14 protein-coding genes are annotated in these 14,982 nt (G+C 51.8%); 12 read left to right on the top strand and 2 right to left on the bottom strand.

Annotated features, from left to right (window positions below):
• Positions 1 to 197 precede the first annotated feature (197 nt).
• The 4 genes from rhaB to rhaM are packed head-to-tail and all read left to right on the top strand — an operon-like array spanning position 198 to position 4,079.
• A complete protein-coding gene (rhaB, locus tag AAGQ96_RS10890; RefSeq protein ID WP_342753544.1) occupies positions 198 to 1,670 on the top strand; it encodes a rhamnulokinase in 1,473 nt (490 codons plus the stop codon).
• The gene (locus tag AAGQ96_RS10885; protein ID WP_147197979.1) at positions 1,667 to 2,923 is read left to right on the top strand and encodes an L-rhamnose isomerase; all 1,257 of its coding nucleotides are present in this window, start codon (positions 1,667 to 1,669) and stop codon (positions 2,921 to 2,923) included. The genes rhaB and AAGQ96_RS10885 overlap by 4 nt, the downstream gene beginning before the upstream one ends.
• Before the next feature lie 9 nt (positions 2,924 to 2,932).
• Positions 2,933 to 3,775, top strand: coding sequence for a rhamnulose-1-phosphate aldolase (gene rhaD, locus AAGQ96_RS10880; RefSeq protein ID WP_147197977.1), 843 nt, complete (start codon positions 2,933 to 2,935; stop codon positions 3,773 to 3,775).
• Positions 3,765 to 4,079, top strand: a complete 315-nt coding sequence (gene rhaM, locus AAGQ96_RS10875) for an L-rhamnose mutarotase (RefSeq protein ID WP_147200603.1) — start codon at positions 3,765 to 3,767, stop codon at positions 4,077 to 4,079. The genes rhaD and rhaM overlap by 11 nt, the downstream gene beginning before the upstream one ends.
• A 44-nt stretch (positions 4,080 to 4,123) precedes the next feature.
• On the opposite strand, the gene AAGQ96_RS10870 is transcribed toward rhaM, so the two are convergent.
• On the bottom strand, positions 4,124 to 5,308 hold the full coding sequence (locus AAGQ96_RS10870; RefSeq protein ID WP_342753543.1) for a sugar transporter: 1,185 nt from the start codon (positions 5,306 to 5,308) through the stop codon (positions 4,124 to 4,126).
• 304 nt (positions 5,309 to 5,612) lie between these two features.
• Positions 5,613 to 6,164 (bottom strand): flavin reductase family protein, encoded by a 552-nt coding sequence (locus AAGQ96_RS10865; protein ID WP_147200602.1) that lies wholly within the window; start codon positions 6,162 to 6,164, stop codon positions 5,613 to 5,615.
• Positions 6,165 to 6,362: 198 nt separating this feature from the next.
• On the opposite strand from AAGQ96_RS10865, the gene AAGQ96_RS10860 reads away from it, so the two are divergent.
• The 8 genes from AAGQ96_RS10860 to AAGQ96_RS10825 all read left to right on the top strand — a co-directional run bounded on the left by AAGQ96_RS10860 (position 6,363) and on the right by AAGQ96_RS10825 (position 14,974).
• Entirely contained in the window at positions 6,363 to 7,235 is an 873-nt protein-coding gene (locus AAGQ96_RS10860; protein WP_342753542.1) for an NAD(P)-dependent oxidoreductase, read from the top strand.
• 180 nt (positions 7,236 to 7,415) lie between these two features.
• The gene (locus AAGQ96_RS10855; RefSeq protein WP_147197971.1) at positions 7,416 to 7,898 is read left to right on the top strand and encodes an Rrf2 family transcriptional regulator; all 483 of its coding nucleotides are present in this window, start codon (positions 7,416 to 7,418) and stop codon (positions 7,896 to 7,898) included.
• Between the two features lie 244 nt (positions 7,899 to 8,142).
• Positions 8,143 to 8,478, top strand: a complete 336-nt coding sequence (locus AAGQ96_RS10850) for a helix-turn-helix domain-containing protein (protein WP_147197969.1) — start codon at positions 8,143 to 8,145, stop codon at positions 8,476 to 8,478.
• Positions 8,479 to 8,682: 204 nt separating this feature from the next.
• Positions 8,683 to 9,705, top strand: coding sequence for an AI-2E family transporter (locus AAGQ96_RS10845; RefSeq protein ID WP_147197967.1), 1,023 nt, complete (start codon positions 8,683 to 8,685; stop codon positions 9,703 to 9,705).
• A 206-nt stretch (positions 9,706 to 9,911) separates the two neighbouring features.
• Positions 9,912 to 11,489 (top strand): methyl-accepting chemotaxis protein, encoded by a 1,578-nt coding sequence (locus tag AAGQ96_RS10840; RefSeq protein ID WP_342753541.1) that lies wholly within the window; start codon positions 9,912 to 9,914, stop codon positions 11,487 to 11,489.
• Positions 11,490 to 11,602: 113 nt separating this feature from the next.
• Entirely contained in the window at positions 11,603 to 12,046 is a 444-nt protein-coding gene (locus AAGQ96_RS10835; RefSeq protein WP_342753540.1) for a ribonuclease domain-containing protein, read from the top strand.
• Between the two features lies 1 nt (position 12,047).
• The gene (locus AAGQ96_RS10830) at positions 12,048 to 12,317 is read left to right on the top strand and encodes a barstar family protein (RefSeq protein WP_147197961.1); all 270 of its coding nucleotides are present in this window, start codon (positions 12,048 to 12,050) and stop codon (positions 12,315 to 12,317) included.
• Between the two features lie 290 nt (positions 12,318 to 12,607).
• Complete coding sequence (locus AAGQ96_RS10825) at positions 12,608 to 14,974, top strand: putative mucin/carbohydrate-binding domain-containing protein (protein WP_342753539.1); 2,367 nt, start codon at positions 12,608 to 12,610, stop codon at positions 14,972 to 14,974.
• The last annotated feature ends 8 nt before the right edge of the window (positions 14,975 to 14,982 follow it).

Raw genomic sequence — 14,982 nt, 5'->3', positions numbered from 1 at the left:
TTATTTTTCAAGAATATGCCTGTGCATCAAGAAATTTGCGTAGCGCATCACAACCCGTTGTTTTTGCAGAAGCGTGACCTGCTTCACGTTCACCTTTGTGGTGTTGCCAGGCACCCGACGCAGCTGGCAGTAACAGGAAGGTAGTAAATCCGCGCGCTTTTAGACTGGAGGCATTGATTTGACAGGAAGCCAATGCCATGACCATGCGAAATTGTGTTGCTATTGATCTGGGCGCGTCCAGCGGTCGCGTCATGTTGTGCCAGGTCGATACTGCCAGCGGAAAAGTGCAGCTGAGCGAGATTGCCCGCTGCGTAAACCGACTGGTGAAAATTGAGGATTATCAGTGCTGGGATGTGGACGCCCTGGAGGCCTTTATTCTCGCTTCGCTTAACAAACTTGAGCAGCAGAATATCGTTCCGGACAGCATTGGCATTGATACCTGGGGCGTGGATTACGTGCTGCTGGATGCGCAGGGTAAACGCATTGGGCTGCCGGTTGCCTATCGCGACGATCGTACGCATGGCCTGATGCAGAAAGCCTGCCGTGAAATGGGGAAGGAAGCGGTTTATCAGCGCACCGGTATTCAGTTCCTGCCTTTTAACACCCTTTATCAGCTGCGAGCACTCTGTAAAGACCAGCCTGCCTGGCTGGACGATGTCCGTCATGCGCTGCTCATTCCTGACTATTTCCATTATCGCCTGACCGGAAAACTTAACTGGGAATACACCAACGCGACCACCACGCAGCTGCTCAATATTCACAGCGGGGAATGGGATGAAATGCTGCTGGAATGGACCGGTGCTCGCCCGGCCTGGTTTGGAAAACCGTCCGCACCGGGGCGTAAAGTAGGCGACTGGAAAACCCCAGCGGGAAAAGCCGTTCCGGTGATCGCTGTGGCAACGCACGATACCGCCAGCGCGGTGCTGGCCGCGCCGCTAACAGAGCACAACGTTGCCTGGCTGAGTTCCGGTACCTGGTCATTGATGGGGTTTGAAAGCGTTGAACCTTATAACGGTGAGGCGGCGCTGGCGGCTAACATCACCAATGAAGGTGGGGCGGAAGGTCGCTTTCGCGTGTTAAAAAACATTATGGGCCTGTGGCTGCTCCAGCGTATTTGCAGCGAACTGGTGATTGAGGATCTGGATAGCCTGATTACCGAGGCTGCACAGCAGCCCGCCTGCCGGTCGCTGATCAACCCTAACGACGAACGCTTTATCAATCCGGTCACCATGGTGCGTGAAATCCAGGATGCCTGCGCAGAACAGGGCATGCCGACGCCGGGTACTGCGGCCGCGCTTGCACGCTGCATCTTTGACAGCCTCGCGCTCTATTATCGTCAGGTTCTTGAAGAGCTGACTGCCGTCCGTGGCGCGGCTTTCAGCCAGTTACATATTGTTGGCGGTGGCTGCCAGAACCATTTTCTCAATCAGCTGTGCGCCGATGCCTGCGGCATCCCGGTCATTGCCGGGCCTGTTGAAGCCTCAACGTTAGGCAATATCGGTAGCCAGCTGATCGCCAGTGGCGATGTGCGAGACGTTACGCACTTCCGCCAGTTAATTACCCAGAATTTCCCCCTAAAAACTTTTACCCCACAGGCCAGTGACGCCTGGTGCCGCAGCTGGGCACTGTTTCAGTCACTGACACACACGGCTAAGGAGCTATGTATATGACCCGAGCAATTGAGCAGGCGTTTGAACTGGCAGGATTGCGTTATGCGGAAATTGGCGTGGATGTAAACGCGGTTTTCGAGCAACTGAACAAGCTGCCCATTTCCATGCACTGCTGGCAAGGGGATGACGTACGCGGTTTTGAAAATCCGCAGGGTTCGCTGACCGGCGGCATTCAGGCCACCGGTAACTATCCCGGCAGGGCATCGACGCCGGCTGAACTGCGTGCCGATCTTGATATGGCAATGTCGCTGATTCCTGGCCCTAAGAGGCTGAATTTGCACGCTATCTACCTGGAAAGCGACACGCCGGTTGAACGCACCGAGATTGCGCCTCAGCATTTTTCACGCTGGGTAGAGTGGGCGAAAGCGAAGAACATCGGGCTGGATTTCAACCCAACCTGCTTTTCGCATCCTCTGAGCGAAGATGGCTTTACGCTGGCCAGCGCGGATGAGGAAACGCGCCAGTTCTGGATCGAGCATTGCAAAGCCAGCCGTAGAATTTCTGCCTACTTCGGCGAACAGCTGGGCACGCCTTCGATTATGAACATTTGGGTGCCCGACGGGATGAAAGACCTTACCGTCGACCGTTTCGGCCCGCGTCAGCGCCTGATGAATTCCCTGGATGAGATCATCAGCGAAAAACTGAACCCGGCTCATCATATTGATGCAGTGGAAAGCAAGCTTTTTGGTATCGGTGCGGAAAGCTACACCGTAGGTTCCAACGAGTTTTGCCTCGGCTATGCCAGCAGCCGCCAGACGGCATTGACGCTGGATGCCGGGCATTTCCACCCTACAGAGGTGATCTCCGACAAAATTTCTACCGCGATGCTCTACGTGCCGCGCCTGCTGCTGCACGTCAGCCGCCCGGTTCGTTGGGACAGCGATCATGTCGTCCTGCTGGATGATGAAACCCAGGCAATCGCTAACGAGATCGTTCGCCAGCGCCTGTTCGATAAAGTGCATATCGGGCTGGATTTCTTTGATGCTTCCATTAATCGCATCGCTGCCTGGGTCATCGGCACCCGTAACACCAAAAAAGCGTTGCTGCGTGCACTGCTGGAACCGGTAGACATGTTGAAAAAGCTGGAGCTGGACGGGGATTACACCACGCGCCTGGCGCTACTCGAAGAACAAAAATCGCTGCCGTGGCAGGCGGTGTGGGAAGCGTACTGCCTGCGCCACGACGTGCCTGCTGATGCCAGCTGGCTTAACAGCGTACGTCATTATGAACAACAAACTCTCAGCAAACGTTAAGGATGCAATATGCAACACATTCTGACTTCATGGTTCGTCCAGGGAATGGTCAAAGCCACAACTGATATGTGGCTGAAAGGATGGGACGAACGCAACGGCGGCAACGTCAGTCTGCGTCTTCTGGATGAAGAGGTGAAACCGTTTGCGCAGGATTTTTACCGCGAACCCAGAACGGTCGAACTGACTAAGGCTGCACCAGAGCTGGCTAACTGCTGGTTCCTCGTTACCGGTTCCGGGAAATTTTTCCGCAACGTACAGCTGGATCCCACGGATAGCCTGGCCCTGTTACAGGTCAGTGACGACGGTCGTGCTTACAGCATTTACTGGGGACTGAGCAATGGGGGACTGCCGACGTCAGAGCTGGCTTCTCACTTCCAGTCACATGCAGTAAGAATGAAGGCCACTAACGGTGCTGACAGGGTGATTATGCACTGTCACGCGACCCATTTTATGTCGCTAAGCTATGTGGTTGAGCTGGACGCGGCTCGCTTTACCCGCCTGTTATGGGAAGGCAGCACCGAATGCCTGGTGGTGTTCCCGGACGGCGTGGGAATTGTGCCCTGGATGGTGCCCGGCACGGATGAAATTGGTGATGCGACCGCCTTACAAATGGCCTCGCACAGTCTGGTGATGTGGCCGTTCCATGGCATATTTGGCGCAGGGCCGACCCTCGACGAAACCTTTGGCCTGATTGATACCGCAGAAAAATCGTCTCAGGTGGTGGTGAACGTCCTGTCGATGGGGGGAATGCGCCAGAGCATTACCACCGATCAGCTGATTGCGCTGGGTAAACGTTTTGGTGTTAAGCCATGGCAGGCAGCCTTAGACGCGACGCATGACCATGTTGCGTAAAGCGTTTGTTATGCAGGTGCATCCTGACAAACATGAAGAGTATCAGCAGCGCCATAATCCGATTTGGCCAGAGCTGGCGCAGACGCTGAAAGATCATGGTGCGCATCACTACAGCATTTTTTTGGATGCGCCTCGTCATCTTCTGTTTGCAGTGGTGGAAATCGAATCGGAAGAGCGCTGGGCTGCGGTAGCAAAAACGGAAGTCTGTCAGCGCTGGTGGCAGTCGATGTGTTCCCTGATGCCGTCGAATCCGGATAACAGCCCGGTGAGTGCGGAGCTCCAGTCGGTCTTTTATCTGGAGTGACGAATCTGAACAAAAAAACCCCGTGAACTTCACGGGGTTTATTTTTAACCGTTTATCCGCAGCTGAGGATAGCGTTTCATACTCCACAAACACCACGCCAGAGAAATTAAACCTATCGTACCGCCGACGTAACCGATATTAGTCATAGATAAATGCAGACTGACCTGATTCCCCAGCAGCGCACCACCACCAATCCCCAGATTATAAATACCGGACATTAATGACATCGCCACATCGGTTGCATCCGGTGCCAGCGCCAGCACCCTGACCTGTACGGCAAGGCCAATAATCATCATCGACATGCCCCAGATAACGCAGAGCGTTGAGATGGCTACGCTGTGCGTTGCGGCAATCAACAGGGTCAACATGCAGAGGGAAACCAGCGCGATTGCGCTAAGCAGAAACGTTGCCGGAAACTTATTCCCCAGGGCGCTAAACAATACGCTGCCGATAATCCCCGCCGCGCCAAAGATCAGCAGCAGGAAAGTGGTAAAGTTGTCACCCATCGCCGCGACGCTCTGGATGAAAGGTTCAATATAGCTATAGGCGGTATAGTGCGCAGTAACCACAACGGCAATCAGCAGATAAAGTGAAACCAGAGCAGGGCGCTTAAACAGCATCGGCACGCTTTTAAGCGAGCCGGTATGTTCGCTTGGCAGCTTCGGCAGCAATTTTGCGAGGCACAGCATGGTTGCCAGCGCCACAACGCCAATTACGCCAAAGGTGATGCGCCAGCCGAGATACTGTCCAATCAGGCGTCCGATAGGCAAACCCAGCACCATTGCCAGCGCGGTGCCCGTAGCCAGCATGCTCAGCGCCTGAGTTTTCTTACCGGCAGGCGCTACACGGATAGCCAGCGAAGCCGTAATCGACCAGAAAATCGCATGGGAGAGCGCAATACCAATGCGTGACAGCACCAGGATATTAAAGCTCCAGGCGAAAGAAGAAAGCACATGGCTGGCGACAAACAGCAGAAAAATCGCAATCAGCAGAAAGCGCCGCTCAACCTGGCGAGTCAGTAGCATCATCGGCAGCGACATCAGCGCGACCACCCAGGCGTAAATGGTCAGCATTAGCCCGACCTGGGCCGTTTTCATGGAAAAACTGGCGGCAATATCAGAAAGCAGGCCCACCGGCGCAAACTCGGTGGTATTAAAAATAAACGCAGCAATGGCTAACATGATGACTCGTAGCCATGCTGTTTTGCGTGAAACGGTAGATGATTGCATTAGAGTTAACGACTTGTTGTTATTAGGTTAATTTCGCCAGGGCGAAAGCAGAAACAGGGATATTGTGTTTGATTTACCTGGCAGATGACATGAAAAAAAACCTCTTTTTTGTAAATCAGAACATCTGTCGCATCGTGCGCGGCAGGAACGGCTTCTGATTGTGGTTACAGCAATTTTTGTTCATTTAGCAGCGTAAAAAGCTGACCAACCAGTATAGACAGGAATGATAATGCTTCCAGGGAGATTATCGGCAGGTTGACTTAAGTTATTAATGTCATTGCGGTGGAGCCTGATGCGTTTGCGTTCAGAGCATTTCCGGGCGAAACAGCGAGCGGCGGCTGACCTGTTTACCTGACAGCATAAACTGGCCATCGCCACGGTAGTGCACCGTTTCGGGCTGCTGTGGTGACGCGGCGGCATGGGCTTTAACCACTTCAAAAATAAAGAAGTTAAAATTATCCACCAGCGAATCGTCATAGATCCGACATTCGAAACTGGCGTGGCATTCTGCAATAAGCGGCGCGTTTACCCGGCTTGCGGGTTCAGCGGTAAGGCCAAACTCACGAAACTTATCGATCGCTTTGCCGCTGCTATTGCCGATGGCCACAACCGTATCCAGCAGGGCCGATGTGGGCAAATTAATGACGCATTCACCGCTTTGTTTGATCAGGGAATGGCTGTGATTACCGGCAGAAATCATACAGCCCACCAGAGAGGGTGAAAATTCCAGAATGGTATGCCAGCCCAGCGTCATGATATCTCGTTCTGAACCCAGCATTGACGAGATCAGCACGACCGGGCCCGGCTCCAGAAAGTGGCGGACATTATGCACCGGAAAATCTTGTTTTTTACTCATCATCGTTTCTCCCGCAGCTGACCGAATGGTGGGCGTACTAAACACTATAGAAACGGGCTGGAGATTATTCATAACCGCTTACGCATTCTTCTAACGAATGCTTCTGCAAATCAAGCATTCTGCTGCGCGTTGCGCTACCCTGGATAGTTGACGGTGTCCGCAGCGTCACCAACCTGTTAACCATTATGAGGAATTAAGATGAGTCAACGTCCCTCTGTCGCAGTACTGGGATTGGGTGCCATGGGCCATGCTTTTGCCGCCAATCTGTTGAAAAATGGCTTTATCACCTGGGGCTGGAACCGGACAAAAGCCCGCGGTGAAGATTTGCAAAGCGCCGGGCTTCAACTGGTCGACACGCCTGACGCAGCCGTACGGCAGGCCGACGTGGTGATCAGCATGCTAGCCGATGCTGCGACCACCGAAAGCGTGTTGCAACAGGCAACGGCGGCGCTGAAAAAACAGGCGATCGTGGTGCAAATGGGCACCATCGGCGTGGAATCCACGGAAAAACTGATTGCCCAATTCAGCGAGCAGCGCCCGGACGTGGTGCTGCTGGATGCTCCGGTTTCAGGCACCAGGACTCCCGCGCAAAATGCGCAAATTGTGGTGCTGGCCAGTGGCGATCGCGAACGTGCTGCGCATGTCGAACCGGTGTTTGCTGCCATTTCCAAAGGAACCAAATGGCTGGGCAAAGCAGGCGCTGCCTCGCGCATGAAGCTGGTGGTCAACGCCTGGCTGATTTCAATGGTTCAGGGGCTGGCGGAAAGTACGCAAATGGCGGAAGAGTTTGGCTTCACCCCGGACGAGTTCTGGAACGTACTGGATGGCGGCCCGCTGGCTGTACCCTACGTAAAAGGCAAGCTGGAGATGATCAAAGAGGGGAGTTACGATCCGCAAATGCATCTCACCTGGGCGTTAAAAGACGTTAACCTGGCGCTGGCTGCCGCTAAAAACAGCGAACTTCCCGGTCTGAATTTGATTTCTGAGGTCTGGCAGGATGCCGTAGACGCAGGCTATGGCGAGAAAGATTTATCGGTGATCTACCGTTATCTCAGCGAAAAAACCTCTTAAAATCCTCATGTTTTTCAGGGCTATATAACCAATAGCCCTAAACGCTTAACGCCCATCTTCTAAAATGTAACAGTATTTGTTATATTAATAAGGCATTGCCTTTTATAGTTGACTGATTTTCAATGCTTTTTAACACCACCGCTGAAACGGTGAGGAACTGCTAAAAGCAAGGATCTGAACATGCTTGATATTCGTTTTCCTACGGCCCTACAGATGGTGCTGTGCGTGGCCCAGGCGGAGCGGGAAGGTAAACGCAGCACCAGTAAAATACTGGCGATGGGCCTTGAGGCTAATCCCAGTTTCGTACGCAAAATGATGGTGCCGCTTGCTCGCGACGGCATTATCGTTTCAACGCTCGGTCGGACCGGTACTATCCGGTTAGGGCGTCCGGCGGAAGAGATCACCCTGTGTGATATTTATACTTCTGTGCTGGAAGATAAACCCTTACTGGCGGGGCGTCCGGAAGTGCCGGCGCGTTGTCTGGTGAGCGCCAATACCTGCTGGTTCTTTAAAGAGCTGGCTCACGAAGCCGAACAGGCGTCGCTAAACGTGCTGGCAAAACGCACGGTTGCAGATGCACTACGCGAGATCTATGAACGCGATCGCCGCTATCCTGAAGGAAGCTGTGAGGCGATGAAAGCAGGTGAGCAAGTTGAATCCTGAGTCGTCTTAAGACCTGCCAGCCAGCCGGACATGGCCACCATGTTCGGTTTTTTTTGCCCTCCATCTTGCCCATACACTTATGCTTCAGCAGGTTGCAAATCGCACTTAATGCAACAATAAAACTTGCATTAAGGCCGTTGCTGCTTTAACTTACCGAAATGCATTCATCAAAGTTACCTTTTACGCTGCAAGGCGCGAATGGTCAACACTTAAAAAACAGCATTAAAGCATTAAGGGGAAGACAATGAGCCATGATGATTTCATTAGCGATCTCGTGAAGTGGATTGATACTCACATTGAAGGGAAGATGGATTTGGACACCGTTGCGCGCCGCGCGGGATACTCTAAGTGGCATCTGCAACGTATGTTTAAACAACATACCGGCCATGCGCTGGGTGAATATATTCGCGCCCGTCGCCTGAAAAAATCCGCTGAACGTCTGGCGCGAGGCGCAGAACCCATTCTGGATGTGGCCATCTCCTTTGGTTTTGACTCCCAGCAGTCTTTCAATCGCAGCTTTAAACGCCAGTTCGGCCAGTCACCAGGGGCATGGCGTCGTCAGGTGCAGGTCAGCGCCTGACAGCAGTGCTTCAATAGCGGGCGCGCCTGCCCGCTGTGAAATTCATTTCTTATTCTGCTTCGTTTTCCCCGCTGTGGGTTGTCCGCACACAGCCAGAGCCTTGATTGCCTGACTCACTTCATATCGAATCGACAAAAAATGCCTGCCCGGTTGTATACTGTCTGAATTATAATGATTTTTGGCAATATTCAGACAGGAATGATGATGGAGATACGCAACCTGAGTAAACAGAGGATGTGTGAAGGCGTAAGCTATGTGCTGATTTTTGTCGCCTTGTTTTCAATTTTTCCGCTGCGGCTGCTGCCGTGTTTTCTGGCCGGTTTTATCGTCTATGAAACCATTCTGGCTTTGACGCCCTGGGTGGAAAGGCTGGTGAAAGGCCCACTGGCTCGCTGGATTATTATCTTTTTCCTGACGGTATTAGTACTGCTGGCGCTGGTTGGCGGCATCACCAAGCTGATAGGTTTCCTGCTGCACGATTTTCAGAACCCGGCGGCCTTTCACGCGGCGGCCAGCAAATTGCTGGAAGATGCCCAGCGTACTTTATCGCCCGTGGTGACGCGTTATCTGCCAGCGGATATCGATGAACTTCAGCATCAGGTCATTACCTGGCTGCGTGAGCATCTGGTCGTGGTGCAAACCTTTGGCCGCAGTGCGGCACACACCTTTGCCACCATGCTGATTGGTATGCTGCTCGGGGCGATTATCTCTTTGCGTATTGGCAGTGCCAGCAGCAGCACCGAGACGCCGCTCAAGTATGCCATGCTCGAACGGTTAACCGTATTAGCCGCGTCGTTCCATAACGTGGTGTTTGCGCAAATCAAGGTTTCGCTGGTCAACACGCTGCTCACCTGCGGTTTTCTATTCGGCGTGCTGCCGCTGTTTGGGCTGCATTTCCCGTTCGCCAAAACCGTTATCGTACTGACCTTCATCGCAGGCCTGCTGCCGATTATCGGCAATCTCATCTCCAATACGGTTATCGTGCTGATTGGGCTCTCTATCTCGCTGGAAGCGGCGTTTATTGCGCTGATATTTTTGATGCTGGTGCACAAGCTCGAATATTTTATCAATGCCCGCATTTTTGGCACGCGCATTAACGCTAAAACCTGGGAGATCCTGCTGGCGATGCTGGTGTTTGAATCCGCTTTTGGGCTGGCAGGCGTTGTCGCGGCCCCGGTTTATTATGCCTACCTTAAAAGCGAGCTGCGCCTCGCCAGACTGATCTAACATGTTGCCGGGCCGCCACGGCCCGCTGCAAACACACGCCATCTCAGGCGTGGGAAACCGGACATGCAACAGAGCGCCCCAGGTTCGGTTTCCCATGATAATCCTGCACGATCCCCCCGCCCATAAAGAATAGCGTTGCGGCTGCCGATAACAGCTGTGAAGAACCAACAACAACATTCCACTTTTCACACTTACCAGGGCGTTTTATGAAATTATCTAATTTTAAAATCGGTGCGCGGCTGGGATTGTTAGCCGCGCTCCTGCTGTTAGCAACGCTTTTTATTGGCCTGCGCGGGCTAATGCTAAATCAGGCATCGCTTGAGCAAAGTCATGCAATTATGCAGCAGGAAAATCAAATCGAGCAGGTTATCGATACGGCCCGCAACGCTCAGGTGCAGTTTAAAATTCAGGTGCAGGAGTGGAAAAATACGCTGTTGCGCGGCGGTCAGGATCTGCAATCTTTTGAGAAATATAAGCAGGCTTTTATTGCACAAAGCGATAAAACGCAGGTATTGCTGACCCAGTTAATTACCACGTTACCCGAGCTGGGGATGGATACCGGCGAAGTGGTAAAAACCAAAGCGCTGCATGCCGAATTGCAACAGCGTTATCTGGCGGCGCTGGATGCGTTTCATCAGGGCGATGCGACCAGCGCGCAACGCGTCGATCGTTTAGTGACGGGGGCTGACCGGCTGCCCACTAAAATGATTGATGAGGTGGTCAGCCAGGTGCTGGCGCACAGTCAAAAAATGCATCAGAACATTGAGGCAGAAAACCAGTCCAGCTTTCAGCATACCCGGTTGATTCTGATCGTATCCATGCTGGTGGCATTAATCACCGGCTGTACCATCACCTGGTGGCTGGTGCGCAGCATTACGCGTCCTCTGGCTGAAGCCGTAGGCATTGCGCAGAAAGTGGCGGCAGGCGATCTGCAAACCCAGATTGTTATCAGGGGACGAGATGAAACCGCGCTGCTGATGACCGCCCTGAAGGAGATGAATCTCAACCTGACCCGCATCGTTTCTGACGTGCGTGAAGGAACCGAAACGATTGCGACCGCCTCGGCTGAGATTGCCCTGGGCAGTCAGGATCTTTCTGGCCGTAACGAAGCGCAGGCCAGCGCACTTGAAGAGACCGCCGCTTCTATGGAAGAGCTGACCTCGGTCGTGAAAAAAAACGCCGATAATGCCCGCCACGCCAGTGATATCGCCCTTACGGCGACCACCGCCGCGAAACAGGGCGGCAGCATGATGCACGAAGTGGTGGAAAATATGGGCGAGATCCAGCATTTCTCAGACCGTATCAGCAACATCATTACCCTGATTGATGGTATTGCTTTCCAGACAAATATCCTGGCGCTGAATGCGGCGGTTGAAGCCGCGCGTGCAGGGGCTGAAGGGCGTGGATTTGCTGTTGTTGCAGCAGAAGTCCGTGCGCTTTCCCAGCGCTCCGCTTCGGCCGCACGGGATATTAAAGAACTTATCGACAGTTCGGTTACGCGCATCAATGCGGGCAACAAACTGGTTGCACGCGCGGGTGAAGCGATGGAAAACATCGTAGAGAACGTTCAGCGTGTCAGCTCGCTGGTGGCGGAAATTTCACTGGCCAGCGGCGAACAAAGCGTGGGCATCGATCAGGTAAACCTGGCCGTTACGCAGATGGACTCGGCTACGCAGCAAAACGCCTCGCTGTCTCAGCAGTCCACCGTCGCGGCACAGTCGCTTCATGCTCAGGCAGAGAGCCTGCTGCAAAGCGTCAGCGTATTTAAGCTGGCTCAGGTGTGACGTTGTCACGCGTTATGGGTGCGATAGCCGTTTTTTTTGCGGCTGAGAAATAATCTCAGAGGCAGATGGCCGGAAAGCTGGACGCTTAGTCTTTACTGAGGCAAACTCCGGCCATGAACAAGAAACTGATTATTGCAGTTGTCTTCGCGATTGTGGCGACGGCTGCCGGGCTGCGCCACCCGTCGAAAAATGTCGCTTCCACCGGTAACACCAGCCACAGCAACGATGTCACCGCGCTGACGCAGCAGCAGCGTGTGGCGGATTATCTGCACCAGCATCACCAGCTACCGTCCATCTATCTGAGCAAAGCAGAAGCGAAAAAACGGGGCTGGGATCCCGCCCGGGGCGATCTCTGTAGTAGCCTCGGCCGGGCCATTGGTGGCGATCGTTTTGGCAACCATGAAAAGCTGTTGCCGGAGGCACAGGGCCGCCGCTGGTTTGAAGCGGATGTCAATTATCAGTGCGGGCATCGCGGCAGCGATCGCCTGCTTTACTCCAGTGACGGACTGATTTATCTCACCCGGGATCATTATCGCCATGTTGAGCGGGTGTATTGAGATGCGCCAGATCCGCTTTGATTTCAGGGAAATTGCTGACGTAGCAGCATTTTACCGACAGTTTGTTGAAAAGTTTGCGATTGAAATGGCGTTTGGCGCCAATCTGGATGCGCTTTGGGATGCGTTGACGGGCATGATCGATCTGCCGGTTTGCGTCATCTTCTGTCATCTCGCACAGCATCACGAACGCCAGCAGTTTGCCGCTATCGTTGAGGTTATGCGTCAGGCAGAAAAGGAAACGGCAGGCCAGTTCAGCCTGTTCATAAGCTAAAATGGCGTTCATGGGTAATTTTTAGCGGATATTATCCCTTTTTCTTCCGGAATTTGTTAAAAAACGTCGTCAGTAAACCTTATCAGTCAATTTCCCCGTCTACATAAAACAATTTATTTAACACGATCCCAGCCATAGCTATGATGGTTTAATAAAATATCTTTATTTAAATGATGCAGATCATTTTTACTTTAGCTAATTTTTACCGGCGTTTTTTATTTATTAAAATTATGCACAATTGCATTACTGCTACTATCCCTCTACTTTTCATAAATTAAAAAGAGAGTGAGATGCGCGTTATCCGAAGCAAACAGCTTTATACCCTGGAACGTCCGGTATGGATGGATGCCGCAGGGCTATCCAAAGGTATTAATCACGATCGTCAACATTTGGATATTATTCTGACAGCGGGACAAACGATCTGCGTCCGTCAGGTCGGCGATATTAGCGCTAATTTAACCTTGCGCTTGCTGAATGATGACCATCATACTGAATCATCCATCAGCGTTGGCAGCAGCTGGGTATCTTTAAGCGCCAGTGCAGCTTCCGTCCCGTTTATTGATACGCCTTATTACAACGCCAGCGTCGTTGTTGAGTATGAGTTTGAGGATACGGTGAAAGCGCTGCCGGTTTTCATTGAGGGTGATGATGACCATGCATTTTATAATAGTTGGGACATCCAACAGGCTGAGTTTTCATTGATAAAGGGTAAGTACGTCAACATTCTGGTTCCCCAGGGGGATAAAAAAGCGCTGCGTACTTTGCATGCTGAAAATGGCATCAATATACTGCTGGAAAGCTACAGCCATATTTTTGAGTTTTACAATGCGTTAATTGGTATTTCATTTGATTCTGCGGTTTATACCGATCGTAATATTCCCAATCGCTACTTTATCAAAGCAGATAAACATGGCGGAGGTGCGGCTTATTACGGTAGTAACTGGACAGCGGAAAGTACCGCTTCGATTCACTCATTCTGGCTTTACCCGCAACAGCCCGGCTGGGGATGTTTGCATGAAATTGCGCACGGTTATGAAGGGCACTTCATGTCAGACAAATATATTGGCATTTCGGAAGTCTGGAACAACATTTTATGTGCCTGTTATCAGCACGTCACGCTTGGCGACCGTCAGTTTAAGGAAGGCTGGCTTTATGATTACGGTAAACAGGCGGTGGTTGAAAAAGTCATCACTGATTACATCAGTACAGATACGGTTGTAAATGACTGGGATCTGCGTTCAAAACTCTATTTCTTTATGCTGATGGTGAGTAAAGCAGGAATGGCAGGCTTTACCGAGTTCAATCAACATTATCGCCAGCTCAGTAACAGCGCTGGCTTCATCGCCACCGATCATGCGCTGCTGGATATGCTGTGTGAAAGCTTTGCCTTTTTCGGCGAGCGGGTTGACGTTGCGCCATTTATGCAAAAAGTTGGCGCTTATATCACGCCGGCACAGCGTGAAAAAAATCACTTTAGCAGTGCCAAAGCCGTTTATCCGCTTTATCTACTGGCTGAAGCCAACCAGCTGGCAAGTTTGCAGCAGCAGCTGAATTTGCAAAGTTTGCTTAGCCTGGTAGATGTCGATCAACTGTCGGTGAGTGGCCTGAAAGGCAGCGTGACCTTACAGCTGAATATTGATGATTTCAGTCAGATCAACGGCGAAAAGATACAGATTCTCAACGGTAAAGATGTCGTCAGGGTGGTACCGATTAGCAGTACGACAACGGTAGTAAAGGATCTGAATATCGGTGTTTATACCCTGCGCATGCCAACCGGGAAAAATAAAAAATATGAAATCCAGTCCTGTTATTTAGTGGTTAAACAGGGGGATAGTACGCAGCAGGTGAATTATGTCTGGAAAAAAGCGTCACCATTAGTGAATCAAACGCTGGTTATGCTTGGACTTGGCGACGTTAATTTTGCCAACGTTTCTGTCGATCATTCACAAAGCATTATCGGTATTGATGTTACCCGACGCGATCCGCACGTCTATTTTAAAGGGCAAACCTATGCGCAAATCGTTATCCGTGACGGCAACAACAATGAAATTTACAGACGGACCATGGAAGGCTCTGATACCGCTGTAAACTACCAGGAATTTGCCTTTACAGTTGGCTATAAAATAGAGGTTTTCCACGCTGAACCTGACCGTCTGCGCTTATCCCCCAGCTTTGAGGGCATTATTAGCGGCAATGCGAAAAGCACCGTATTTGAGATTACCGAATGCGGCTTAAGAAATATTGAATTAAATAATGACCCGCAGGAGGCCACTCTGCGAGCAATAGAGCAGGCGGCTGAGAGTATCGCCAGCCATCCCGTTATCTTAGCGGCTGATTATGCTGCGGCGAAAGATAATCTCTGGCTGGCTATTATGGCGTTCACGCATCCGCTACGGGATACTTTACTTACCAGGTACCATGCTTTGCTGCCTGCAAATAATAAAGAGCCAGAAGCGCCAGAAATACCCGAAGCAGCAGAAAAGCCTGAGATCTTACCTTATCCTGCCTGGGAAAGTACCCGGGTCTACGCAACCTGGGCAGAGAGAGTCACTTATCAAGGCAAGGTTTATCAACATAACTTCTATTCGATTAATTTGCCGCCGGATCTCTACTCCGCGCCATGGGGGCAGCCCTGGATTTATCTGTTTGAGTATTGATTAGCTTG

This window comes from Pantoea sp. MBD-2R, from assembly GCF_039134845.1.
Taxonomy (GTDB): domain Bacteria; phylum Pseudomonadota; class Gammaproteobacteria; order Enterobacterales; family Enterobacteriaceae; genus Erwinia.
Note: the sequence above shows the minus strand (reverse complement) of the source record. Positions and strands in the feature narration are given on the sequence as shown.

Excerpts from the sequence above, each read along its gene's own strand:
- AAGQ96_RS10865 (WP_147200602.1), bottom strand. The coding sequence starts at position 6,164 with ATGAGTAAAAAACAAGATTTTCCGGTGCATAATGTCCGCCACTTTCTG.
- rhaM (WP_147200603.1), top strand. The coding sequence starts at position 3,765 with ATGTTGCGTAAAGCGTTTGTTATGCAGGTGCATCCTGACAAACATGAA.
- rhaD (WP_147197977.1), top strand. The coding sequence starts at position 2,933 with ATGCAACACATTCTGACTTCATGGTTCGTCCAGGGAATGGTCAAAGCC.
- rhaB (WP_342753544.1), top strand. The coding sequence starts at position 198 with ATGACCATGCGAAATTGTGTTGCTATTGATCTGGGCGCGTCCAGCGGT.
- AAGQ96_RS10825 (WP_342753539.1), top strand. The coding sequence starts at position 12,608 with ATGCGCGTTATCCGAAGCAAACAGCTTTATACCCTGGAACGTCCGGTA.
- AAGQ96_RS10840 (WP_342753541.1), top strand. The coding sequence starts at position 9,912 with ATGAAATTATCTAATTTTAAAATCGGTGCGCGGCTGGGATTGTTAGCC.
- AAGQ96_RS10870 (WP_342753543.1), bottom strand. The coding sequence starts at position 5,308 with ATGCAATCATCTACCGTTTCACGCAAAACAGCATGGCTACGAGTCATC.
- AAGQ96_RS10855 (WP_147197971.1), top strand. The coding sequence starts at position 7,416 with ATGCTTGATATTCGTTTTCCTACGGCCCTACAGATGGTGCTGTGCGTG.
- AAGQ96_RS10835 (WP_342753540.1), top strand. The coding sequence starts at position 11,603 with ATGAACAAGAAACTGATTATTGCAGTTGTCTTCGCGATTGTGGCGACG.
- AAGQ96_RS10850 (WP_147197969.1), top strand. The coding sequence starts at position 8,143 with ATGAGCCATGATGATTTCATTAGCGATCTCGTGAAGTGGATTGATACT.
- AAGQ96_RS10885 (WP_147197979.1), top strand. The coding sequence starts at position 1,667 with ATGACCCGAGCAATTGAGCAGGCGTTTGAACTGGCAGGATTGCGTTAT.
- AAGQ96_RS10845 (WP_147197967.1), top strand. The coding sequence starts at position 8,683 with ATGGAGATACGCAACCTGAGTAAACAGAGGATGTGTGAAGGCGTAAGC.
- AAGQ96_RS10860 (WP_342753542.1), top strand. The coding sequence starts at position 6,363 with ATGAGTCAACGTCCCTCTGTCGCAGTACTGGGATTGGGTGCCATGGGC.
- AAGQ96_RS10830 (WP_147197961.1), top strand. The coding sequence starts at position 12,048 with ATGCGCCAGATCCGCTTTGATTTCAGGGAAATTGCTGACGTAGCAGCA.